This is a genomic window from Geofilum rubicundum JCM 15548 (genome assembly GCF_000974365.1).
Classification (GTDB): Bacteria; Bacteroidota; Bacteroidia; order Bacteroidales; family Marinilabiliaceae; genus Geofilum; species Geofilum rubicundum.
This window is the reverse complement of the sequence record NZ_BAZW01000027.1, coordinates 25,388-49,282: the sequence shown is the minus strand read 5'-3', so window position 1 is coordinate 49,282 and position 23,895 is coordinate 25,388. Positions and strand designations below refer to the sequence as shown.

Annotated in this window: 19 protein-coding genes and 1 pseudogene; 3 read left to right on the top strand and 17 right to left on the bottom strand. The window is 42.7% G+C overall.

Features of this window, described 5'->3' with window-relative positions; translation table 11 throughout:
* Positions 1-32 precede the first annotated feature (32 nt).
* Positions 33-3,407, bottom strand: coding sequence for a rhamnogalacturonan lyase family protein (locus tag JCM15548_RS25990; protein ID WP_083985124.1), 3,375 nt, complete (start codon positions 3,405-3,407; stop codon positions 33-35).
* Positions 3,408-3,608: 201 nt separating this feature from the next.
* On the opposite strand from JCM15548_RS25990, the gene JCM15548_RS12450 reads away from it, so the two are divergent.
* The gene (locus tag JCM15548_RS12450) at positions 3,609-4,331 is read left to right on the top strand and encodes a DsbA family oxidoreductase (RefSeq protein WP_062125830.1); all 723 of its coding nucleotides are present in this window, start codon (positions 3,609-3,611) and stop codon (positions 4,329-4,331) included.
* Positions 4,332-4,523: 192 nt separating this feature from the next.
* Entirely contained in the window at positions 4,524-4,640 is a 117-nt protein-coding gene (locus tag JCM15548_RS24045) for a ThuA domain-containing protein (protein WP_227625771.1), read from the top strand.
* Positions 4,641-4,803: 163 nt separating this feature from the next.
* Here JCM15548_RS24045 and JCM15548_RS12445 read toward each other — a convergent pair whose 3' ends face one another.
* Positions 4,804-5,400, bottom strand: a complete 597-nt coding sequence (locus JCM15548_RS12445) for a cation efflux transmembrane domain-containing protein (protein ID WP_227625773.1) — start codon at positions 5,398-5,400, stop codon at positions 4,804-4,806.
* Between the two features lie 306 nt (positions 5,401-5,706).
* Between JCM15548_RS12445 and JCM15548_RS21165 the strand changes: the two are divergent.
* A pseudogene (locus tag JCM15548_RS21165) lies at positions 5,707-5,874 on the top strand (ThuA domain-containing protein); the annotation flags it as partial.
* Positions 5,875-6,020: 146 nt separating this feature from the next.
* Here the strand turns inward: JCM15548_RS21165 and JCM15548_RS12440 are convergent.
* From JCM15548_RS12440 to JCM15548_RS12375, 15 genes are all read right to left on the bottom strand, one after another.
* Entirely contained in the window at positions 6,021-6,485 is a 465-nt protein-coding gene (locus tag JCM15548_RS12440) for a helix-turn-helix domain-containing protein (RefSeq protein WP_227625770.1), read from the bottom strand.
* On the bottom strand, positions 6,475-6,612 hold the full coding sequence (locus JCM15548_RS26360; protein ID WP_369403700.1) for a type II toxin-antitoxin system HigB family toxin: 138 nt from the start codon (positions 6,610-6,612) through the stop codon (positions 6,475-6,477). The genes JCM15548_RS12440 and JCM15548_RS26360 overlap by 11 nt, the downstream gene beginning before the upstream one ends.
* A complete protein-coding gene (locus JCM15548_RS24035; RefSeq protein ID WP_227625769.1) occupies positions 6,612-6,785 on the bottom strand; it encodes a type II toxin-antitoxin system HigB family toxin in 174 nt (57 codons plus the stop codon). Before JCM15548_RS24035 ends, JCM15548_RS26360 begins: the two co-directional genes overlap by 1 nt.
* A gap of 99 nt (positions 6,786-6,884) precedes the next feature.
* Positions 6,885-8,057, bottom strand: coding sequence for a signal peptidase I (gene lepB / locus JCM15548_RS12430; RefSeq protein ID WP_157482730.1), 1,173 nt, complete (start codon positions 8,055-8,057; stop codon positions 6,885-6,887).
* A 107-nt stretch (positions 8,058-8,164) separates the two neighbouring features.
* Complete coding sequence (locus JCM15548_RS12425; RefSeq protein ID WP_062125812.1) at positions 8,165-9,652, bottom strand: TolC family protein; 1,488 nt, start codon at positions 9,650-9,652, stop codon at positions 8,165-8,167.
* A 1-nt stretch (position 9,653) separates the two neighbouring features.
* Positions 9,654-11,186 carry an efflux RND transporter permease subunit gene (locus tag JCM15548_RS25570; protein WP_062125810.1) on the bottom strand — a complete coding sequence of 511 codons (1,533 nt, stop codon included), beginning with the start codon at positions 11,184-11,186 and terminating at the stop codon, positions 9,654-9,656.
* A 32-nt stretch (positions 11,187-11,218) separates the two neighbouring features.
* The gene (locus tag JCM15548_RS25565; RefSeq protein WP_083985121.1) at positions 11,219-12,715 is read right to left on the bottom strand and encodes an efflux RND transporter permease subunit; all 1,497 of its coding nucleotides are present in this window, start codon (positions 12,713-12,715) and stop codon (positions 11,219-11,221) included.
* A 38-nt stretch (positions 12,716-12,753) separates the two neighbouring features.
* On the bottom strand, positions 12,754-15,909 hold the full coding sequence (locus JCM15548_RS12410; RefSeq protein ID WP_062125807.1) for an efflux RND transporter permease subunit: 3,156 nt from the start codon (positions 15,907-15,909) through the stop codon (positions 12,754-12,756).
* A 68-nt stretch (positions 15,910-15,977) separates the two neighbouring features.
* Entirely contained in the window at positions 15,978-16,190 is a 213-nt protein-coding gene (locus tag JCM15548_RS12405) for a permuted SH3 domain-containing protein (protein ID WP_062125805.1), read from the bottom strand.
* A 44-nt stretch (positions 16,191-16,234) separates the two neighbouring features.
* Positions 16,235-17,047, bottom strand: coding sequence for an efflux RND transporter periplasmic adaptor subunit (locus tag JCM15548_RS12400; RefSeq protein ID WP_062125802.1), 813 nt, complete (start codon positions 17,045-17,047; stop codon positions 16,235-16,237).
* 2 nt (positions 17,048-17,049) lie between these two features.
* On the bottom strand, positions 17,050-19,059 hold the full coding sequence (locus JCM15548_RS12395) for a hypothetical protein (RefSeq protein WP_157482728.1): 2,010 nt from the start codon (positions 19,057-19,059) through the stop codon (positions 17,050-17,052).
* Positions 19,060-19,062: 3 nt separating this feature from the next.
* Complete coding sequence (locus JCM15548_RS12390; RefSeq protein WP_062125795.1) at positions 19,063-19,602, bottom strand: hypothetical protein; 540 nt, start codon at positions 19,600-19,602, stop codon at positions 19,063-19,065.
* Between the two features lie 207 nt (positions 19,603-19,809).
* Positions 19,810-20,877, bottom strand: coding sequence for a BF3164 family lipoprotein (locus JCM15548_RS12385; RefSeq protein WP_062125792.1), 1,068 nt, complete (start codon positions 20,875-20,877; stop codon positions 19,810-19,812).
* Positions 20,878-20,969: 92 nt separating this feature from the next.
* Positions 20,970-21,224, bottom strand: coding sequence for a hypothetical protein (locus JCM15548_RS12380; protein WP_062125789.1), 255 nt, complete (start codon positions 21,222-21,224; stop codon positions 20,970-20,972).
* 311 nt (positions 21,225-21,535) lie between these two features.
* Positions 21,536-23,440, bottom strand: coding sequence for an O-antigen ligase family protein (locus tag JCM15548_RS12375; RefSeq protein WP_062125786.1), 1,905 nt, complete (start codon positions 23,438-23,440; stop codon positions 21,536-21,538).
* Positions 23,441-23,895 lie beyond the last annotated feature (455 nt).

Genomic DNA, 23,895 nt, shown 5'->3' with positions numbered 1-23,895 from the left:
AGTACAGGGGCTTCTGATCTTATCCAAAAGGTCTAATGCATCATTTTCACTGCCACCATTCTTTGGTCATCCTGAATCACAAAAGTGTACATGCCCTTGGCCAAATATTCTAAGCCTTTCATCTCAAATTGACCGGCCCGCACCTCGCAAGTCTCCCGCTTAACCAGTCTGCCAGCCAAATCGTAAACAGAAACCCTTACCTCATTGGCCAGCCAGCGCTCCGACAATCTAAAGCTAAGACGGTCCTTAAACGGGTTGGGAGAGACGACCACATCGTTCTGATGGAACATGGCACCGACTTCATTTAAAGAGGTCGCCGCATCCAGATATAAATCCTCTACTTCCCCTGGCGTAAGGGCCTCATTGTATATACGCAGTTCATCCATATGTCCCGGGAAAGGCGTGTTAAAATAGCCGTCGCAATTACCCAGAATTAAATCCGTGGACACACCAATGCCATTGGTCGTTATATCATTGCGCTCCCCTTTCAGGTCACCATCCACGTAAACCAGTAGCTTCCCATCTTCGCGATTTCTGATGGCCACCAAGTGGTGCCACTGGTTATCAAACCACTGATCGGCATCCGCAATATCGATGTTCGTTTTATTGACATTGTCGTCCACGGCAAAAGTCAGCTTAGTACCCTTATACTGTAGTCCGATCCATTTTCCATTTCCACCGTTGGCCCCATCGTGCATGCCTTTGTGCAGCAGGTAAGAGTCTGCGATGGTGCCTGGCGACTTGTACCACAATGAAATGGTAAACGATTGATCATCCAGTTGGATGCCTTCATGGTGCGGAAAATAGATATGGGAAGTGGTGGGTGTGGCCGGAAAAAAGACCGAGTTATTCCACCTTCCACTCTGCCACTGGGGCGTAAATCCTGAAGCCTGTGCCTTGGTAAGGCTGACCACATCCACTGCTTCAGCACCCGATGTTTCATCAAAGGGAATGTGTAAAAGCAAGGTTCTGTCCATCAGCTGAGCGGTGCTAAACTGTCCCACTTCGCTTAGGGATGTGCCCAGGGGATTCTCAGCCTTCACCTGCCAAAAGTAATTGCTTCCCGACGCCAACTTAGAGACGGTCCATGAAGGATCGGTCAGCTCCTCTTGCACCAGTGCCATGGATTCGGCAGAAGTCCCCACATACAACGAGTAATAAACCGTACCCGCCGTTGAATTGGTACTGTTCTCCCAACTGAAAAGCACATTGGAATAATTGACCCCCGCGCCACCATTGGCTGGTAACAGAAGGGTTGAAGCCAAAGGCGCCATAGGCTCCTCCACGGTGCGAACCGTCAATACAGCTGAATAGTCCGATTGTCTGTCGGCCGTTTCCGTTTTTAGCCTAAAATAGTAAGTCGTCCCACCCAATAAATCCTCAAAATGAGCCGAAGTCAATTGGGCATCCACCCTTGCCACTTCCTCAAAATCAACCTTGTTATCGCTCATTTCGATCACAATTTCATCGGCCGCATCCTCCAGATTCTGCCATTTCAAAGACAGGGCATGGACCTCTATATTTTCCGCCGCTATGGATACCGGATAACGGAGAAAAGACTGGCGATACTTAAGTTCCATCCCATCTCCCAAAAAATAACTCACGTGGGGTGGTTGGTTGTAAGCCACATTCTGCCAGGCAATGGCTGTCCGGTATTGCGCATCGTGCATCAGGGTAGGCAATCGATAGATGGTAGGAATGTCCGTCGTAAAAATCCTCAGTTTGGTATTGTCGTTGGTTCTTAGAATAACCTCCTCACGCCAGTCGCCCAATAGATCCGCCTGAATACCGGGATTCTTTTTAGTCGAGTTGTTGGACGAACACCCGGTAGCGGACAATAAAGTCCCCGCCCCGTACTTTGAAATGGTATTTCCATCCAGCAGCTCGCGCAGCAAATCGCCATCCCACCAAATAGCGTGGTTAATAGAGGGAATAGAACCGACTGTATTACCATGAACATCGTATACCCCCATGCCGCTGGACGCCCAAAACTCATTGCCCGGATGTTCCGCCATAATATCGGCAGAGAGGCCCCGACCAATATCGGCCCCCTCCATTTTCTTCTGCCATATAATTTCTCCCGTTGCTGCATCGCGCAAGGTAACCCCGTTACCCCAGCTTTCGTGGGGCATAAATACCTCGAGACCCTCCCGCGCAGGTAGTAAATCAGACACATGCAAAGCATCCCCATGTCCCAGTCCGGTAGAATACAGCCCAGTACCATCGTTGTCAATGGCACAGGAACCAAAAATAATCTCATCCATGCCATCCTCATCTACATCGGCCACACTCAGTTGGTGGTTGCCCTGACCGGCATAAGAATTGTTGCCGGCATCATTGCTGTCGAATACCCAACGCTGCGTCAAAGCCCCGTCTTTCCAGTCCCACGCCCCCAAAACCGCCCGCGTATAATAGCCGCGCGTCATCACAATGCTGGGATGCTCACCATCCAAATAAGCCACTCCCGCCAAAAAGCGATCCACCCGGTTGCCATAGCCATCGCCCCAGGAACTCACATTCCCACGTCCCGGAACATAATCCACCGTAGCCATTTCAGCCCCTGTTAGTCCGTTAAAAACCGTCAGATATTCCGGTCCCGACAAGATATAACCACCATCATTGCGGTAGTCGGCCCCATGATCGGCAGAAGCCGCAGGCCCCATCGTCAGCGCAGTACCCGTTCCGTCAATGGTTCCCGGTGCCGTTTTACAAACTACCTCGGCCATACCGTCACCGTCAAAATCGCACACCAAAAATTGCGTATAATGTGCCCCGGCACGTATGTTCACCCCCAAATCGATCCGCCAAAAATGCCTCCCGTCCATTTTATAGGCATCCAGGTAAACATTTCCGGTATGTCCGCTTTGCGAATTGTCTTTCGAATTAGAAGGGTCCCACTTGACAATGATTTCATACTGGCCATCGCCATCAATATCCCCCACACTTAAATCGTTGGGACTATAGGTATAATTCACCCCGTCAGGCGTTTGTCCGCCAGCCGGCAACGACAGCGGAATGTCCAGCCAATTGTTCGCCCACACCGGGACAGCAGCGTCGGCCGACTGTTCAACACCATCTATAACAGCTTTTACAGTATAGGAAAAATCACCGGATACCTCATCCACATAATTAGTGGCCCCGTCGAGCGGAAGGTCATTGACCTTGACATCATCACGGTAAACATTGAATGTCACGCCATCGGGATCGGTCCCCAGAAAGCGCCAACTTAAAAACACCGACGTCGGTGTTTTTCTGACAGACACCACCCCCCTGTCCAGGGTCTCCAATCTCGGCTGTGCCTCAGCTTCATGCCAAAAAAGAGCAGATAAACAATAACAGCCTTTAGTAATAAATATCTCATTGAAACGGTATAAAGTTAGACTTGAAAATGGATCAGACAGATCCATTTCCTCATCTTCAAAAATACCCCTTCCGCCGTCAAATTAAGGTGTACAAACTGTTCTTTCTTATACACATATTGACATTATTTTAACAGTTGAAGCACTTCTTAACATTCATCCCCTCTAAACATATCACCCCTTCTGATGTTATTCGTATGGGTCGCAGACCTAAAAAAACTAAATAAAAATAAGAAGCCATAATAAGTTATGAATAACAAAAAAGTGAAGGTTGAGATATGGACAGATGTCATGTGCCCCTTCTGTTACATTGGTAAGCGGAAGTTTGAGGCGGGACTCGCAAAATTTGCCCATAAGGATGAAGTGGAAGTTATCTGGAAGAGTTTTCAGCTCGATCCCGAGCTGAAAAACGATGGCACCTTAAATCTTACCGCCTATATGGCACGACGTAAATCTGTCAGTCTGGAAGAAGCAGCCACCATGAGTGAGGGGGCCACACAGAAGGCCGCCATGGTGGGATTGCACTACAATCTGGACAAAGTCATTCCGTCCAACACCCTGAAGGCCCATCAACTGGCCCATTTTGCCAAAAAACATGGCTTACAGAGCCAGGCCGAAGAACTCCTTTTCCGCTCCTATTTTATAGATGGCCAGGATATAGACAAGGACGCCACGCTTTTGCAGCTGGTGGAAGAACTGGGCTTGAGTACCGAAACATTTAAAGGCGCTCTGGATCGGCAAACCTATGTCCCTGATGTAAAGGCCGACATTGCAGAGGCAAAGGCATTGGGCATCCGGATGATTCCACACTTTTTGGTTAACCGCCAGTACGTCATTTCAGGCAGCTATGACAGTCAGACCTTTACAGACATGCTGACAAAGGCCTATAACGAAGAACAACAAAGCCCCATCCCTATCAACATCGAATTCACCCAAGGCGATAGTTGCGATCTCGATGGCAACTGTGACTAAGCGCACAAGCTGGTCCCTCGCGGCAAAGAACCTCCTCGCCATTTAAACACCAACAACCTATGAAAAAATCGCTTTTAATCACTGCCATTTTTCTACTCGTAACCTCTGTCGTCTGCCTATCCCAAAACCCGGAACCTTGCGGGTCCTGGCTTTTTCAAAAACGGAAGGATTCCGTCACGGCATAATTCCGTAGTGGGCCAAGGCCGCGTATTTCAAACGGCTCTGGGACATGAACACCACTTATACAAGCATCCCTTTTTCGTCAAACACCTCGAAGGCGGCATTTTATGGGCCGGGAAGCGGAAATGACAGGGCCTTTGTTTGGCACAAAATGGCTTTCAACTTTCTTGATCAAATTTGCTATTTTAACCAATCATGCATAAATACTAAATGTAACACTGTGTGCGCAAGTAAAAGCTGAGCAAAGAATTCAACAAATTGAATATGCCATGATCGTATCCAGCCTCGCAAATTAATGGCAAGAGCAGCTCAATTCGTTACTTCTGGCTTTTTCAAAAGCTTCCCTTCCTTCAGAAAATGCAAACCAGGTAACACCCAATGAACCCAACACATCCAACCACCCGATTTCCAGCAACTCGTACAATCCACTGGATGCCAAAAGAATAAACGACAGGTAAAAACAGGTTTTCGTACAATTGGCATCCGCCATGATGGCATCCGACTTCAGTTTCTTGCCAATGCGCATTTTCCAGGTCATCAAGACATACATGGTCAATATGGATAAGACCGAGATCACAATCCCGACAGTAGTCGTTTCCGGCTTAGCACCGGTAATCAGATTCAATGCAGAGCCCACTATTAAGCCCCCTGCCAGCAAGTAGAAGGCGGTACCCGTAATTCTTAGCGCCTGACGCTCAAACCGGTCTCTCGAAGCGACATCATTTATCCCTGCGCGCTTCATCCGTAAAATCATGTGCAAAATACCTATCCCCGACAATACCTCCACAAAACTATCCACGCCAAACCCGAGCAGTGCCAAGGTTTCGTCAGTGATACCAAAAAAAACAGAAAAAACGCCTTCAACGATATTGTAAATAATGGTTACCACGCTAACCAAAATGCCGTCCTTATCAATTTTTCATTGTTCATAATCAACGTGCTTTATATTACGCCCACAGGAGACGCTTTATCCAGATAGATGACGCCCCCTGATTGAAAAGGCTTTCATCAAAGATACGATTAAAACGAGCCGAAAAAAAAGATCCTGCATGGACATCCCCGCCAATAGACGTTTAAACATATCACCCCTTCTGAGGTTATTCGTATGGGTCGCAGTCCTCCCTTGATCGGCAAACCTTTGTCGCTAAAGTAGAGGCCGACATCGCAGAGGCAAAAGCATTGGGCATCCGTAGGTTTCCGCACTCAACACCGAATGGGCGATCATCCCCTTGTCCGGACCAACACCATGGGCCAAGGCCGCGTTTTTCAAACGGCTCTGGGGCATGAACACCACTTATACAAGCATCCCTTTTTCGTCAAACACCTTCAAGGCGGCATACTCTGGGCCGGGAAAAGGAAATGACAGGAATACAAAAGACTATCATACAACAACCATTTTGGAGGACTTATCACTTATCCCCATGCCTCTTTTGAAGTGATCAACAGGCATAATTTTGAGCGTTGGCTGAAATGAATTTATTTGTTGTGGGACGTGCAGGTTTGTGGGGTTTAAATCATTGCTGCTCTTGAACCTGAAACGTATTCTTTAACAGATTCGATACTTAAAAGCTTATCTCTTTTTTCTGGCTCCAGTTTCACTTCTTTATTGCCGGCAACCAATGATTCTAAAGGTACACCTAAGTATCTGTTTAATAGAGTTATCATTTTCAAAGTCAATGGACGTTTTCCATGCAAAACTTCCGACACTCTGGTTTTTCCTCCAAACAATGGCGCAATATCAGCTTGTTTTAAATTCATCTGTTCCATTCTAAATTTGATGGCTTCTATCGGATTTGGTGCTTCAACCGGATAATGCTCTTGCTCATACTTTTCAACAAGTAAAGATAAAAGCTCCATTTCTTCACCTTCCGGACTCTCGGGTTCTATTGCATTTTCTTTGCTATTAATCAAAGTGTAAATGCGTTCACATGCTTCGTTGTATTCTTGTTCTGTTTTCAATATTTTAATTTGCATAGCTTACTGTTTTTGCGTCTATTTTGTCGTATTCTTTATGTGTTCCGAACCAGACAACAAAGACTATTTTCAACTTATATTCTATGTCAACAATCAAGCGGTAATCGTTGCCTTTTAGGTTGAACACTACTCTTTTTGAACTGAGAATACTGCATTGCCGTATTTTGCTTTCAGTTCATTTGCATTGTTCCATGTTGAGAACCGAACCTCGTAAACCCAAGCTTTTAAAGACGCTTCAGCTTGCTGAAATTTGCTTTGTTTGCAATATTCGGTTAAAGTTGATTCTTTTATTATTCTCATACTTTACAAAGATAGAAAAAGTTACCCTATTTGGTAACCATGTAGCAATTTAATTTTTTAGACGAATCCATCTACCAGGCCTTCCAGATTCACCTGCCTTTAACCAATTATCCCAATGCCTCTTTTGAAGTGATCAACAGTCATAATTTCGAAAGTTGGCTGAAATAACCACCATTCCACCTTAATGATTAAGTGTTTTGAATATTCGGGATGCATCAAATCTTCCATGATCTGAAGAAAAAATAATGAAGGAGCTTTGCCTATAAGTTCGGACTCCGGAACAGGACCAAAATACCTGGAGTCTTGACTGTCGTGGCGATTGTCGCCCATCACAAAATAGTAATTTCGGGTAAATGTGTAAGTTTCGAAAGGAATATCATTTACGGCAAAATGATTTCCTGATTCTTTTATCTCTACACCTTCAAATTGTTTAATTATTTGTTGGTAAAGCAATACCGTATGTCTATTGAGCGTGATTTGCATTCCTTTTTGAGGAATCACAAAAGGTCCGTAATTATCTATATTCCATAATATTTGTTTTCGCTTTGGATAAACGCGCCAGGCAGTGTCTGGACGTAAAGGTTCAATTTCAGCTGATATAACTGATCTACAATTAGATAATAGCTCCATTTCTTTTCTGGTCATGTAACCATTCAAGTGGTCTGAATGCATCCTCTTATGTGTTTTTATATTCAGACTGTCTAACAAGTGTCTAACCAAGTTGTAATTATCATGTTCCACACGAGCAAAATATGTTACATACGGGGCATCCTTTTGAACCACCTGATTAACAACAACTCTACCATTATTAATACTTAGCGTATCTCCGGGGATTGCAGTTATGCGCTTAATAAAAATATCCTTGCTTTTAGGATGGTTAAAAACTGCCACATCCCCCCGGTCTGGTTGGCGATACCCTTTCAACCTTTTGTACCCCCACCATCCTTTCTCAACATCCGGCTTTTTATCTTCTGCCAGCCAAAATAATATGTTTACCCATGGAATCTCGTAGGGCGAGTATGGTAATCTTGGTCCGTAAACCAACTTATTGACCCAGATTTTATCCCCCGGTATGATGGTTCGTTCCATTGAGCCCGAAGGAATCATGAACACTGAAAAAAACAGAACCCGAAACAATATGGCGGCTAGTATGGCACCTGTCAAAATCAGAGAATAAACAACGACCGTTTGCTTCCTGAATTTTTGGGAGATCTTGGCTGATGAGGAGGACAGCCAAAAAACAAACCACACAAACGCCAAAAAAATGGCCATCCACCAAATGCTGAGAATCAGGTGCAAAACGAAAAGAACAATGATAAGACTTCTAATTATTGTTTTCACAGTTGTTTAATTTAATTAGATACGCTCCATCCCAAACCTTACTCCCCTTTCAACAATCCATCCTCATCAAACACAATTTCCACCCCTCTTTCAAAATCATACAAGGTCAATCTTCTCAGATAATAATAGCTTTGCCAATAATCAGCAATCGCATTAATGTATTGTAAACGGGCATTGTCCTTGGCATTTTGAGAAGAAGTAAGCCTAAGCACATCGGCTTGTCCGGTTTGAAAACGGGTCATGGTTAATTCATAACTCTCAGTTGCCAGCGTGTCGGATAAGGCAGCCGATTCTACACGTGATTTTTGGATATTAAAAGCAATAGCGCGGGTGATGGAATTTTGTTCGATTTGCTGAAGAGATTGTTGGTTGGCTATTTCAGCCACTTGTTGACGCGACCGGGCCATTTGGTATTGTCCTTTGCTACGACCCCAATCTAAAATAGGAATATTCACCCCCACCGAAAGTTGTTGGTAATTGTCAAATTCGGGACTGTAAACATTACTCAATGTTCCGTCATTCTTACTCAAACCATAGGACATGTTAACATCTGCCTGAAAGTGGCGTGCTGTTTTTGCCTGCTCAACATTTCGCCGGTTTTCCAAAGCATCTTGTTCCATTTTCAATATTTCCGGGTTATTGTTTAATGCCTTTTCCAAAACAAGTCGAACGTTTACTTCATTGACCGGTATATCTAAAGGCAAATCAATTTCTAAATCAATATCAATCGGCAACATCAAAAAGTTAAGTAGGTTTTCTTTAGCTTCACGGTAGTGGAGGTGAGCTTCTTGCAGAACGATGGCTGCGTTGTTCTCCGACAAACGTAAATCCAGTAATTCTTCCCGGGAAACAGTTCCCAGTTCAAAACGCCTGTATGCTACCTGTAAGAGATTTTTGGTATTTTCCATATTAGACAGGGCGATTTCCTTTTGAATTGAAACCTGTATCATGGCAAAAAAATATCGAACAGTTGAGAGGTTCATCTCTTCTACAGATTGCAGATATTCAAGTTTGGCTTTTTCAAACTTCAAAGGCTCTATTTGACGTTGCCATTTCATGGAGTTAAATCCGAATAGTTGCTGCGAATAACCAATTCTGAAAGGCACAGAAGCATACTGGGTGTAGGGATTATCTCCATAGTTTTCTATTCGGCCCAGTTCTGACCGAACAAAGAACGTTCCTCCTGTTGCAGACAATTTCTGAGAAATAATAAGATTCAGATCTGAACTCAAATTCTCGGTACGGATAAACTCATCGGTTTGTTTAAGGGAATTGTAACGCAATTGGGACGCGTTAGAATAGGTCAGCGGATTGGCTCGCAAAGTGACCGAAGGCAGATAATCTGCCCGGTAGCTGCGATATGCCCAATAATCAGCCATATAATAATGGGTGTTGAGAAATGATTGTAATGATTGCTGTCCAGCCAGTTCCAAGGCGTCATCTAAGGTCAGACGAATGGTTCCCTGTGAAAAACAAGCAAGTTGATGAAGAAAAAAAATAATTATAAGTATTGATTTCAGTTTCATACTATTTTGAAATATGGGGTTTGAAGTTCATTAAATAATAATAACACAAGGGAATAAAATACAAACTCACAATGGTACCGAGAAACATGCCGCCAATAACTGTCAGGGCCAATGGCTTTTGCAGTTCGCTGCCCATTCCACTGCCCCAAATCACCGGCATCAGCGCCAGAATGGTTGTTATGCTTGTCATAATAATCGGTTTAAGACGTCGGTGTCCACCCTCTTTTATTGCTTCGAGCATGGGCGTTCCTTCACGTTGCAACCTGTTAATGGTATCAATTTTTAGAATGGAGTCGTTGACTATGATTCCACTCATGACCACAATTCCAATCATGGACATGATGTTGATGGTACCCCCAAAAATCCATAAAAGGAAAAGGGCTCCCGCGATGTCAATGGGAACCTCCAAAAGCAGTATCAATGGCTGGCGCAGTGATTCGAACTGGGCTGCCAAAATAAAATAGAGCAAAGACAAGGAGATGAGCATGACAATTACCAATTCACGAATTAATTGTCGCGATGAGAACCAACTTCCGGCAAAGCTTGGGTCTATATCGTAGGCACTCTTCAGTTGCTCTGTGATTTGGGCCATCCAAAGCGGTGCGTTATTTCCGGGTATGGAGTGGACATCAATGGGGACAAAAGCCCCCTCATTACTTCCAAAAAGGGTTTTGTAATCGTCTTTAATCCGGGTATTGACCAGGGTTTTCACAGGAATTTCCAATTGGTACCTGTTGACCACCATTAATTCGTTTAGCATTTGGTTAACAGGGAGCGGAGAATTCCCAATAACCATAGGAACGTATTGAGAGCCGGTGTGCAGAACACCTACTTGCCAAGCATTAAGTGCCGCACGAAGCCTTTCATACAAGGCTCTGTGCTCAACATCGTAAAGGGCCAGCATTTCGGGCAATACGCTTACTTCTATATAACTTTCGGAAGCCCGAGGCATAATTCCTGCATCAGGAAATTTTTCACTGAGATCAGCAGTGATATGGTTCATCCGGTCTAAATCCGGAATACCTCTTTCCTGATTATTACTGATTTTTAAAACCAGAAAGGCCTCTTCTTGCTGAAAGAGTTTTTCAAATATGGTTTCAGGCATTTGATAGGATACAATGGCAGATGTCCAGTTTGTATTGATTATATCTGTGATTACCTTTTGGATGTTGGTAATATCCTCCGGTGTTTTGCCCGAAAAATAAAGCAATGCCTCGGATACGGACTGGTCCATGTCTTTATGGAGCATATACTTTTGGGTACCCACATAACTATTCCCAATTTGTGACAAGTTCGAAACGCCTGAATTGATGATTTCTAAACGTAAAATATTTTCATCCAAATTGATGCGTTCATTCCAATCGATTTTAACAAACACATCACTTTGATTAAACGAGGGGAATCTTTCTTTGGGCATCTTCCACCCTAACAAAAAACCAGGTATTATTAATACAAGAAAAGCCGCGATGACTATTTTTCGGAACTTGAAAACCCAATTGAAACCTTTTTCATATAAGTTTTCTGTTTTGAACAAATTAAGTTTTTGAAGAGCTCTGCTTACTTTTCCTATACCAGTTTGCCTCGCTTCTCAGCTCTTACACTAAAAAGATGATATAAAACAGGTATCAGGGTAATGGAAACGATAAGTGATGACACAAGACCAATGGCTACCGACAAGGCCTGATCGTAGAAGAGGGCTCCTGATATTCCGCTGAGGAATATCAATGGAATAAAAACCGCACAAGTGGTTAAAACAGATGATATCAGGGGACGAAAGATCTCATTCGTCCCTTTGATGCAGGCCCGAGCCAATGATTCACCCCGCTCTGTATGTTGCGTAATGTTGTCGATGACAATAATGGAGTTATCAATCATCATGCCCACGCCTAAAATCAAACCGGAGAGCGAAATAATATTAATAGAGATGCCTACAAGATGAAAAAAAAGAAGACTGATAATCAATGCAGCCGGGATGGAAATTCCAATGAGCCACGGAGCCCGGGCATCCTTTAAAAAGAAAAAAAGAATTAGAAAGGCCAGTGCTCCTCCAAAAATTAAATTGACTTTTAAATTACTTATGGAGTGGTCAAGAAGCGCGGTTTGGTCGCGAATGATCTGATATTTAACACCGGCATAATCTCTTTCAAAACGGTTTAGCATCTCGTGTACACTGTTTTTCAAGTCGTCCATACGGGCATCGGATTGCTTAATGACTGCCATAGAAAGAGCGGGTTCTGCCCCGGTAAGGAAAGCACCCTCCTGTTGGCGTGAGCGTATCCCAATGGTTGCCAGTTCTTGTAGTTTCATTAACCTTGGGCCAACTCTGAGCCGAATATTCTTTACATCTTCAACAGTCCGTAATGCGTTGGAAAAGCGTATATTGAACAGATACTGCCCATCAGCCACCTGAAGTGAGCCCAGCGACAAATTGTTTTCTTCTAAGGCATGAGTAATGTGCCGATGCGTTAGTCCAAGGGATTTAAGCAGGGGTTCATTGGGCTCAATGTAGAGTTCCGGTTCCAGATGACCAGTAACATCTACCATGGCCACTTCAGGCAGCTGTTCCAATCGTTTGATCATAACCGAACGTGCCAAATCGCTCAATTCCATGAATTCAGTTTCATCCGCACCTTCCTTCCAAAGATTGATGTAAAATACCGGCAGATCGGAGGCCGAGGCTTTTATTATGGCTGGTCGCTCCATTTCCGGTGGCAGATTTCGCATAGCAGCATCTACCTTTTCATTGACATCAATAAAGGCATAGTTGATATCTGCTCCAAAACTGAATCTGAGGCGGATGAGTGCACGTCCATCCCGACTTTCACTGACCACATCATCTAAATGGGGAACTTGCATCAGATGGTAGCGCATGGGGGCAACAATGCCCTCCTCCACCTGACGGGCCGATTCTCCGGGACGATTGACCTGAATGGTAATTTCAGGAATGTCGATATCCGGCATAAGGGACACCGGTAACAGTCCGGAAGCAACCAGCCCCAATGTGAGGATGGCAACAAAGGTCATGATGACGGCAATGGGTCTGTGAATTAAGAATTTTATCATAGTATCTCTCTGTAAAAAGCTAAGTTATCTCTGCGAACCTAACCCTGTTTAACGACACTTCTCTTCTTTATCAAAATCAAGGGCAGCCAAACCACCACCGCCAACACTGAAAACATTAAACCTCCAGTTGCCCCGGCGGCCAATGAAAACCAGAAACCTTCCTCTTTTCCTGCCATCAGGAAAGGCAATAATCCCAAGATGGTAGAAAGTGTGGTAAGCAAAATAGGGATGATTTTGTGATTAAAAGCTTTTAAAAACAGTGGCAATTTTGATTGATTACTCCTTCGTTTTTTTAAATTATTATAATCGTTGATGATATATAGCACGGCGTTCACAGTAAGTCCACACAAAAGTATCATAGCTGCATATCCCCCCTGATCAAAATTGATTTTAAAAATGGCGAATGTAAGAAACAGACCTATAAAGGCAACTGGGATGGAAGCAACAACAGCCAAAGGTTGCAAAAGAGATTCAAACAGAATGGCACACAAAACAAAAATGACGGCCAATACCAGAAGCAACAGCCAGTACTGTGATTTTTCATCCCTGTTCCAGCCTCCCCCGCCACTAACATCATGAATTGAAAAGCCCATAGGCAGTTCCTCTTGGATCTGATCCAGATACCTCTCCCTTACCCTGCGGTTAAGTTCCCAGGGTCCGATAAAATCATATTCCACATTCAGTTCATATTGTTGGTTGTGTTTACGAATGACACTCCCGGTCCTCTCCCGGGTGAGCCATCCCACATCTTTTAATCTAAAATTGGCTTCAGAAGATTGCAGCAAACTATTTTCCATGTCCCATACAGATGTGGTACCCTTGTTGGTTTCCCTAAGCCTGATGGCCGTCATCCCATCCTTACCTGGGATGTAACCGGCATTCTGGTCGTTGAGCGTGACGTACAATAAATTGGCAAACAGATTTCTGAGTGAGCTACCTGCCTCTTCCAGCCTATCCCGGTTAAGCCCCATTACAAATTCGTAGCGCGGCTTTCCGCGCCAGGAAACGCCGGTTTGAACTATGACTTCCTGAATTCTGGGATTTTGTAACAACGTATCCCTGAACTGATCGGCTTGTTGCAACAATAAATCATAATTATAGCCCCTCAATTGCAGACGGTTATTTCGCATTCCATCGTAAGAGGCATTGCTAAAGCCTTGTCCCACTCCATAGACAGAAAAGTCTGCACTCCCAATTCCTATAGCCTGCCGAATTAGTTCATTTTTTAACTGGTGCGGAAATGTACCCCGCTCATGGTCTTCCTTAAAGGAGATTTCAATGGTGGCATGGTCGATGCTGTGAATGTTGGAAGTAAACATTTCCACCTCATCAAATCCGGCGAGGTAATTCTCCAACCCAATAAAAACCTCATTCATTTGGTGAATCGTAGAACCATCGGGCATGCTTCCACGTGCCCAAAGCCTTGTACGGGAATCGTCCCAGTTAAAATTACTACCCGAGTAGTAATTGGAAAAATAGTACCAACTGCCGCCTAGAATCTTGTTAACCCAAGGTTTTACATTATTGACATAGGTTTGGTTGCCCAGCGATTTATTATACAACTCTACATACCAGGCCGGTTCCTCATCCCCTTTGGTTTCAATTTTATCGGGTAAAAAGAATACCGGAAGTCCGAACCCCCAAACAAATATCAGGATAAGTGCCCATCGCCGGCGAAAGGCAAAACTAAGAAACCGGCCATACAAAAGCGTAGTTTTCACGACCCTGCGCTTGCGACGAATCAGTCTGGCTTTTCGGACGGTTTTAATGGGCAATTGATCCATTAGTGCCGGTACAAAAAAGAGCGCCACAGCAAGGGACACGCTCAAATTCACAAGCATGACTATGGCAAAATCGACTAAATTAAGACGTTGTTCCTCTTTAAGAAAGAAAATAACAGTCATGGCCCCCATGGTGGTGAGTGTGGCCGCCAAAATAGCAAGGAAAGCGCTACGGTTACCGGAGTGACGGAGGTGGTCGGCCATCACAATGGTATTATCAATAATCATTCCCAATGATACGGTAATTCCTGCCAGACTGTAAAGATGAATTTCTATGCCAAGAAAGTAGTAGAATATGACCGCTATGCTGAGGTTAGCCACAAGACTCAGGGCAATGATGAAGAGATAGCGCCATCGTCTGCTTATGAACAAAACAAACAACAACAAAATAATGATGGCCAGCAAGGCGCGGGAAGTTATTTTTTGGACTTCGGTATTGATGTGTTCCGAAGCATCATAATTCACCAGCATAGAGAAGTTGGGCGGGAATGCGTGCGATAACTCTTGAATTGCCGTCTGCACATTGCCGGCCAGTGTCACCTGATTGGCTCCTTGTACGGAGTGAATTACCAAATAGACCGTGTTTAATCCGTTCACCCGGAAGTAGGAGCGCGGAAGAGTTTCCTTGAGCTTTGGGGTTGCCACATCGGCGAGATGGAGAATGCGCTTGTCCGATTTACCCACCACTACATCGTCCCATATTAATGAATCGGCCGCCATGCCGGTAAAGGTTAGGTGGATGGTCTCCTCCTCCTTTCCCTCTTGAATGGATGTCATCCCCAGTTCTTTGCGAGAGAGATAGTTGCCCACGCCATTTTGAAGATCACGGACCGACAGCCCTGCCAGGCGGAGACGTTCTTTGTCGTAAGCCAACTCCCACTCCATGGGGGTGGCACCTGTAACATTTACGCTGCTTATCTCTTTCAGATGACTGATTCGAGGTACCACATAGCGCGAAACGTATTCCTGCAATGCGTAACTGCTGCCTTCGCCATTAATGGTATAGACCATTAACAGCGGATCATCATCTCCACCACCGCCCCGGTAACTAACCTGCGGCAATTGCACGCCCTGCGGCAACCGCGAATGGATGCTCCGCATAAGAGAAGCCACCTCAAAGCGTGCAGCATCCATATCGGTTCCTTTCTTGAAAGTTAAAGTTACCTCCCCTCTATCCTTATACGATCTCGATGTAATGCTTCGAATACCCCGAAGAGCCGAAAGGGAACCTTCAATCGGAGAGGTCACCTCACGCTCCAACACCTCAGCACCCATACCCGGCCACGAAAAGTTTACATTAATGACATCTCCCTGAACGTGTGGATGCAACTGTACAGGCAAACGGGAAACCAGCGCCAGGCCTATGATAGTAAATAGCAAAAACAGGATGTTGATGGAGAAGGCGTTTTTCATGGTTCGGTTATCAGTTAGCAGTCATCAAGCCCTGTGGCAGGTCATTGATGACTCTTTACTATCATTATTTACTGTTGATTGACAACTGAAACAAGGCTTTCATGCGCCAAATTCAAATTATTCTCCACAATCACCTCCATTCCCTCTTCCAGTCCGTCGATTATGGCCACATGGGTAGAGTTTTCATGACTGGTTTCAACATATTTCCAGATGGCTTTTCCTTCTTCGTAGATGAAGGCAACTTGTCTGTTTTGGCGATACAAAACCGCTTCTTTGGGCACGATTAATGTGTTTGAGATTTTGTTTTTAAGAAGCACGCGAGCGTTCATCCATCCATCAGGCGGCGACCGGGATTGGGAACCATGACAGTTATGCGTACCATTCCTTTGTCGTCCACAGCAGGGTTGATACTGGTTACTGTTCCTTTAAAAGTCTCACCAGTAAGGGCAAATGGGAAAATTTCAACCTGTTGTTCGGTTTTCACCTGACCAATTTCTGTTTCTAAAAGATGAAAAACCAAGTGCATGGTGTTGATGTCCAGCACTTCGCAGAAATGGGGAAAAGCGGAAGAAGGATTTTGTTCATGCGCTTCCAAATTGCTGATCACGCCACTAATGGGAGCTGTAATGGTGGTGTGAGACAGATTACGCCGGGCTTCAGTTAGTGCAGACTGGGCATTGTTATATCCACTGCGTATCCTGGCCATTTTTAGAATATTGTCAGGTACTGATGCCGTATCACTCAATGAGTAGCCAAATCCCAATAAACGATCTTCCAGATCAATCAGGGCCTGTTCGTAGCTGTTGGTGGCATCATCGAGCCGTTTTTGGTAGGTGAAGGGTTCCAATCTTCCCAAAATTTGCCCGGCCGTGACCGATTGACCCTCCAGTACTACAACATTAACAATCTGCTCCTGTACCCTAAAAGGGACCAATGCCCTTCGACGGGCTTCCAATCTTCCGTTACTAATGAGTTCCAGATCAAAACTCCCGTAATTAACTGTGACTGTACCAACTTTAGTTATGTCTGCCTCTGCATGCGAAATGCGCGCTATTTCTTCCGAACCAGCGTTATCGGCCTGAGAAGTGGAACAGGCATAAAGGGTAATCAAAAGGATTGTTAAACTTAGATTTTTCATAGCTACCACCAAATTTGGATGTCATTTTCGTAAGTAAAGATTCTTTCTTCGCGGCCTTCGGTATGGCATCTTAACCAATACATGGTTCCAGAAGGCATATTATTATAATTCAGATGATAGTCTGTGGCAAGCTGACGACCAGCTGAAATCCATTCGTCATCCCAGTAGAATAGTTCATACTCGCTTCCGGGGATGATGCCGTTTGTGTCATTACGAGGACAAAACCGGATCTCTGTCACCGTTTTCGGTGTTCCAAAATCAAACACGGCTTCAGTTCTAACCATATAAGTACTTAAATCCCCATCAAAAGCTTTTACATCGTTTCCAGTAAGAGTTCCTTGGGTATATAATACATTGTCAATTTTTTGCAGATTATCAGGTTCACCTGAATAACATTCCATCTGTGCCATACGGAATGGTTTATTGCTTGGAGATCTGAACCGAATGTACCTGAATGAGTCCTCTGTTTCAATTGTTGCCCGGTGCATAAAGAAAGGATAATAATCTACGGTATGAATTGCGCTGGCATCGCTAAAGTCAGGCTTATTAGCTCCTTCTATGATACAGCCTTTAAAATCCCTGGCATGAGCTGCCGCGTATGAAAAGAAGGGAAATTTTCTGATTAGATGCAAATCCACAACATCATTGTAATTGGGTTTTACGATTCGCTTATCACCACTATTTTCAACAATGAATGGGTCGCCAACAGGCTCAAGATTTTGTTGATTTTTAAGCATAGGCATATAGAGAATATTTTTACCCATGTCTTTGAACTGCGCCCTTCCCAAAAAATTGAATTTAGAATAGGCAACAGGAGTCCAGCCCTTCAAATCAAAAGTGGCCAAATACGCCATTTTGCCCACACAAAAAAGAGGCTTACCAACTTCAATATCCGTTGTTTTCAGGTATTGAGTTGTAACATCCACCATATTGGGCCTGATTAGAGTCCTGTCAATCTGATCATGTGGTACAGTCTTATAAATCTCAACAATCTCATCTTGGTCAGTCCATGTCTCCCGATAAATTTTGGGAATTGTTTTTTCATATTGCACATATAAGCCAAGAGGCAGGTCCTCATCATTAAAAACATATTGATAGCCCGTAAACATGGCCGCATTTAGATCATTCACCAAATTATTCGGGTTATTGTCATTCTGTAATAAGGTGGAGAGCTGTTGGTCCCGGTGCGCCAACCCCACGTATGCATGTCTGGCAACCGGACGGTTTCCCCAGCCCGGTATGTAATCATAAGTCGCAGGGGCGCCAGCCGCACGCAGATGATACATCATATAGCGACACCTATTACCACAGTCTCCCTCCTTTGAGAATGCCAGCCAAGAAAAATTAGGCTCAGAAGGGTAGTTTCTGTTTAATTCTCCCCCCGATTTTAACCCGTAATAAGTATTGTCCATGTGGTAAGCGTACAATGAATCCAGATTCCTCAATTCAGGGTTTCCGTCAGTGAGATCGCAGTGAAAACGAAATAGGGTATCGCGCCAAGTATCAGCAACCTCATAAGCCAACTTGTAAGGAAGAATAAATTCTTCAAACACATCTAAAGATATCGAGTCTCGCCACGTTGCACTATTTAAAGCTTCTATAGACAGTTCAAAGTTTTGTTGCAAGAAGTCAGTGGCTATGAATAACGAGTCATCGAACAACTGCAACTGTCCCTGAAGTCTAATCTCCAAGGCATTGGCAATGGAATCAGATTTTTGCTGCAGCTCTAAATTAGATAACGAAGGAGCAGAAGCTTTTACAGAATCCAATTCTGCAAGATACCGTTGTGTTATCAGCGGATTTAAACCTGCAAAAGTTTTTCGTTTATGTAAGTCTGATTTTGCAATTTTGGTAAAATACGGTTCTTGTTCGGTAGGTATTTTCATGTTTGTCCAACCATAATGGTCTTCCTTTTGTTGATGAGAATTACAGGAGTAAAAAATTAATAAACAATAAAATACAACCAGCTTGTGAGACCTAGTAGGTATTTGTGTATGGTGAAAATTATCCATTTTTTATTGAGATATAATTTCATGAAACAGATTCGCCATATCTTCATTTATCCAAGGTGAACCCACCATTTTTATTTTGTTTTCGGAATCTATGAGCATTGAACTATTCATAATCCAGTTGGGAAGGTCTTTGTTGCTGATAAAGAATTCCTGTTTGGGGTCGATGATGATGTAATATTTTTCATCAATTTCTTCTTCTAATTTCATTACATTTCTCTTGAAATACTCATATTCAAATGTTTGAATTACAAACAGTACAGTATGCCTCGAAAAATCATCTATCTCCTCCATTTTTTGGTGCCACTCCACATATTTTGGATAGCAGGGGGTGCAATTATCCTGCAAATATACTACCGAAAGATGTGAATGTTTTTTTCGTAACTGTTCCATCGAGATAAGCGAATCCCGATACTGGATGGTATCGAACATCTCAATGTTGAGTCTTGTGCCAAGGACCTCCGCCAACTCCTTTTCTGTTTGGGAGGTTTGGGAACAGGAGTAGGACAGTATTATAAAAATAACGAAAAATGGGATTTTTTTCATTTGGTTTAAGTGTTGAATAATTTAATTTAATTGACTATAAGTCCAAACTTTGTCAATGAAATAGTTACCTGTGGCACGAATCGCCGTAAGGCTATCCCTCATATTAAACCTACTACATGTTGATTAACAAAGAATTGACCATGCATAACTTTGTTTCTAGCCAACTGGATATATATAATACTAAACTGCACTAAGTCAGAAAAATTTCTATTCCAAATCAAAATTCACTTTAACCAATTGACCTGTATCACTGGTTAAGGAATAAATTATATTGTTCTTTTCATCAACGCAAAATGTTTCTATTGGATGGCTCAATTTAAACTTTTTTATAGGGTTACCGTTCCAATCAAATACAAATAGATTCTTTGCACTGAATCCATGTTCAAAAATATTTTGACCGGAATAAAGTGCATATATATAATTATCTGTACTTACAACTTGACCATATCCTACTTTTGTGTTACGAGGGGTTATTTTACCAGAGCCACTACCTTCGTGATACACTTCAAGTTTTGGATATTTATCTGTTGGCCCGCGCAAACACACTTTTAACTCACCAGTTGCATTATATATTTCTAAAGCGTCAAAATAATAATATGCGGCAACAAGTTTGGTTCTATCCGGCTTAACCGAAAAAAAACTACTAAAAGTAGTCTTTTCCATCATTAGCGGATAATTATGTTCGCCCGATGTTATTCTAATAAAATTCTTTAATGTGTTAATATCTCCGTATCCCGTTGTAACTTTATTTTCTTTAAAATTGTACCTATCGAACCGACTACGCGTTCCGGTTCCAAATCCAAGAACTACAAAAGAAGATTCATCAATAAGCTTAATAACCAGACCTGGAATTTCAACATCATATTTAAACATCGATAATGGGTTGCTAAATAAATCAGGAATAATTACGATTATATTATTTTGAAAATCATACATCCAAAACTTCCCATCTACAAAACCAGATGAAGATACGCCGACAAATTCTTCAGGTCCCCGGCCTTTTCTGTAAAGAGACTTTTTATGCTTTCCATTTGTATTAAAAATACTTATCCAATACTCAACTGGCCTTTCGTGGTGTAATACTAAAAGGGAGTCCATTAGGTGTATTGCTCTTGGATAAGGTCCTAGATACTCTCGTATAACCTCAAATATTAATTCGCCCTGCGAATTAAAGGCAGGTAGTTTTTTTTCACTTTCATTAAACACCTGGCTTTGTGTTTTTTTACACGATAACAATACCAACAAGGCAAATATGAGTAAAATTATTTTTTTCATGTATTATGTTTTAACCTTCCATTTTTAAATTTTTAAAAAGTAGGGCTCTAATGTATTTGAGCCCTACAAATACCACTTAATACTCATCAACCTTACTCATAGGTATCAGAGGTTTTTGTACCATCCCATGTCACATAACCCTCGGAAGTTTGTCCACTAAAACAAATGTCATTCCAAGGAAAACTACAAGTAATTTTTCTCGTTTCCCCTCCATTTGCACGAGCCATCACCGCAATACTCTCCAAGGACACATCGCTGGTTCTATTAGTGTGTACCATATTGATGTTAAACATCGTGGCTACTGCGAAAAAACCAGTTGCTATCGCAAAAAATAACTTCTTCTTCATATTTATCAAGATTAATGATTTAAATTTAAGTTGTTTACATTTATGAAAATGTTAAACTAACTGTGAAACAAAATGTAGAACTACCTTGCAGGTTCATTTTTCGAAACCACGTGTATATGAAACACCGTGTGTTCGAAATTCATTACCTTTACGTCATGTTAACCTCCTTTCTTTTTTAAGTTTGGAGGGAGTCGGAAGAGGAAGCGGGTGCTTGGTCGGCGTTTGGCTTCCTCTTCTTTTCCCAATTTTTAAACGGGGAGCATGGTTTAGATGCTGAGCTAATCAAAAAACTCTTTGTCTCCCCGATTACTCTATTTTCTCTGTGATATTAACATTTCCATTTCATTCATTATTTCCCTAGTCGCAGAAGACTCAACTTTTACCGGGCTGTTGAGGATTTCTTCGGCGGTTTGTTTGGCTTTATCTTCTTGGCCGCTTTCGGCGTAAAGTTTGGCCAACAAGTATTTTGGTAATAGTGATGACGGTATCATCTGAGAGCTATTGATATATGCAGCTTCGGCTGCGGGATAATTGCCCAGAACTTTGTGATTCTCGCCAAGCGTGTTTTGTATTATTTGGCTACAATAGCGTTGTTGTGCCATGGCCAGAATTTTATTGCTTCTTTGGTATTGCTCGTTCATATTGAGAGCTTTGCCATACATTTGAAGAAACAGACCGTCAGTTTTTAATATAGAAAAAACCTCTTCATAAGCTTCCACTGCAATATTATAACTTCGATAACTATAGAACCTGTCGGCCTCTTGCCAAGTTTGCATGGCCTGATAATGAGCTTTCCGTTGTGGGATATAATTGGTAGTTGCTACAATTAATACTATAGCAAAGGGCAAAGTGAAAAACAGAACTTTTTTGCCTGACATCTGAAACAAAGGCTTGTTGAATTCGGCCAACAATGCAACAATAATAACTAATTGAAGGAGAAATGAACTGATGTCAAAGGGATAAGAAAACAGACTAAAAACGATTATGGATATTAGTGCGCCTTTCAGAATCCGGTGTAGTTTATGGCTTGGGGTTGCTGCTTTACTTTTGGTAACGAAAATAAGATAAAGAAACCCTCCCGCTAATAATATCGCAATAAGGCCTTTTTCAAGCCAGAGCTTGAGTGGCTCATTAAAAGGGGCTTCGGGGCTGCCGGCAACCATAGCTTGTGCTTCTGTGCCTTTGCCGGATGCGAACCAGTTGGCCTGCTCGTCCATATATAGGGATTTGAAAGCGCCTGTTCCGTGACCAGTTACAGGGTTTTGCTTTATGAGCTGGCTGGTTACCTGCCATATGAGCAAACGTCCATCAGCTGAGCCTTTTTTCATTCCATAGAGGCCAAAACCTCCAGTCAGTAAGGGTAACATGATGACGATTATTAGCAGGACTCTTAGAGACTTTCTAAAAGATAAAAACTTCTTTATCAAATTCTTCTTAAAAGCCAACAGCGCAGGGTGGCCGGTAAGTACATATAAGCAACCGGCAATGCCTGCTATCCAAGCTGCCCGCGATTGAGCCGGAGGAAGTACCAAGAGGATGGAAACAAGGGTTATCCAGGCCAAGGTTAAGATTAAATATCTAAAAATAAAAAAGAACGGAATATCGACATTCAACCATTTCAAAAATATGTCTCTATTACTGTCCATGACTTCCCTGCGAACATCAATGAAACAAATCACTCCCAACGCCAATGGCAAAGTGCTCACCACAAAACCTGAAAATGGGCCGGGGTTGTGAAAGGTCCCGGTAATTCTAAACAGTCCATGATACGACCTTTCCAATCCGTACAATTGCATCAAACCCAAACCAGACTGCAGAAATACTACTGCCATCCAAACAATGGCTACCCCCCACACAAATACAGAATTTCCAGAAAATTGTCTGACAATCATATAAACCAATCCCCACAAAAACAATTCAAACAGGATGAGCCTAATTGAAGAAAAGTTACCACTGGTAATAAGTTCACTTATTACATACCATGCAGCAAAAAGAAGTACCAATAAATCTGTTTTTGTGACGATAACCTCTCTCTGAAATAATAAAACGGCAACAAACAGGACACCTGATAATAGAGATATTATTTCGAGGCCATACTGTTTGGAAGTTACCAAGTCATTGAAGAAACCTTGAGTTGCCATGAATGAAGTAGAAAGCATGGCAGCGATCAAGAGTACTTGGAATATGGTTAAAGTATGTTTAAATATTACTCTCATTGGGGGTTAGGGTAATTTTCAATATTTAAAAGTACGAAACACTTTTACAAACATATTAACAATAAATACAATATCCAAATCCAGGGGGGGGGGGTAAAATTATTTAATAAATGTTAATTTATGTCAATGTGGCGAGTCAGGTTCAGACTTAAAAAAAATCAATTACCTTATTCCAGCGACATATTTAAACCAAATACCGTGCAACCATTTGCACCGAGTCCCAAACAGAGAAAAAGGGCGGTCCGTAGGCCAGGTCAAGTTCAACCACTTGCTGCGAAGTTGGTTTTAGTGTTGGATTATTTGATTGACTGTATCTCCCTACCATGCTGATCAAATAGTGGGCCGGGAAGCGGAAATGAAAGGGCTTTTGTTTTGCACAAAATGGCTTTCTATTTTCTTGATCAAATTTGCTATTATAAACAATTAATTATAAATTGCGTCAAACACATGACGCA

Bases quoted from the DNA above. Each gene is read 5' to 3' on its own strand.
- JCM15548_RS12400 (WP_062125802.1), bottom strand. From the start codon at position 17,047: ATGAAAAATCTAAGTTTAACAATCCTTTTGATTACCCTTTATGCCTGT.
- JCM15548_RS12450 (WP_062125830.1), top strand. From the start codon at position 3,609: ATGAATAACAAAAAAGTGAAGGTTGAGATATGGACAGATGTCATGTGC.
- JCM15548_RS25565 (WP_083985121.1), bottom strand. From the start codon at position 12,715: ATGATAAAATTCTTAATTCACAGACCCATTGCCGTCATCATGACCTTT.
- JCM15548_RS12395 (WP_157482728.1), bottom strand. From the start codon at position 19,059: ATGGATAATTTTCACCATACACAAATACCTACTAGGTCTCACAAGCTG.
- JCM15548_RS12375 (WP_062125786.1), bottom strand. From the start codon at position 23,440: ATGAGAGTAATATTTAAACATACTTTAACCATATTCCAAGTACTCTTG.
- JCM15548_RS12425 (WP_062125812.1), bottom strand. From the start codon at position 9,652: ATGAAACTGAAATCAATACTTATAATTATTTTTTTTCTTCATCAACTT.
- JCM15548_RS25990 (WP_083985124.1), bottom strand. From the start codon at position 3,407: ATGGATCTGTCTGATCCATTTTCAAGTCTAACTTTATACCGTTTCAAT.
- JCM15548_RS24035 (WP_227625769.1), bottom strand. From the start codon at position 6,785: ATGAGAATAATAAAAGAATCAACTTTAACCGAATATTGCAAACAAAGC.
- JCM15548_RS12410 (WP_062125807.1), bottom strand. From the start codon at position 15,909: ATGAAAAACGCCTTCTCCATCAACATCCTGTTTTTGCTATTTACTATC.
- JCM15548_RS12380 (WP_062125789.1), bottom strand. From the start codon at position 21,224: ATGAAGAAGAAGTTATTTTTTGCGATAGCAACTGGTTTTTTCGCAGTA.
- JCM15548_RS12385 (WP_062125792.1), bottom strand. From the start codon at position 20,877: ATGAAAAAAATAATTTTACTCATATTTGCCTTGTTGGTATTGTTATCG.
- JCM15548_RS12390 (WP_062125795.1), bottom strand. From the start codon at position 19,602: ATGAAAAAAATCCCATTTTTCGTTATTTTTATAATACTGTCCTACTCC.
- JCM15548_RS12440 (WP_227625770.1), bottom strand. From the start codon at position 6,485: ATGCAAATTAAAATATTGAAAACAGAACAAGAATACAACGAAGCATGT.
- lepB (WP_157482730.1), bottom strand. From the start codon at position 8,057: ATGGCCATTTTTTTGGCGTTTGTGTGGTTTGTTTTTTGGCTGTCCTCC.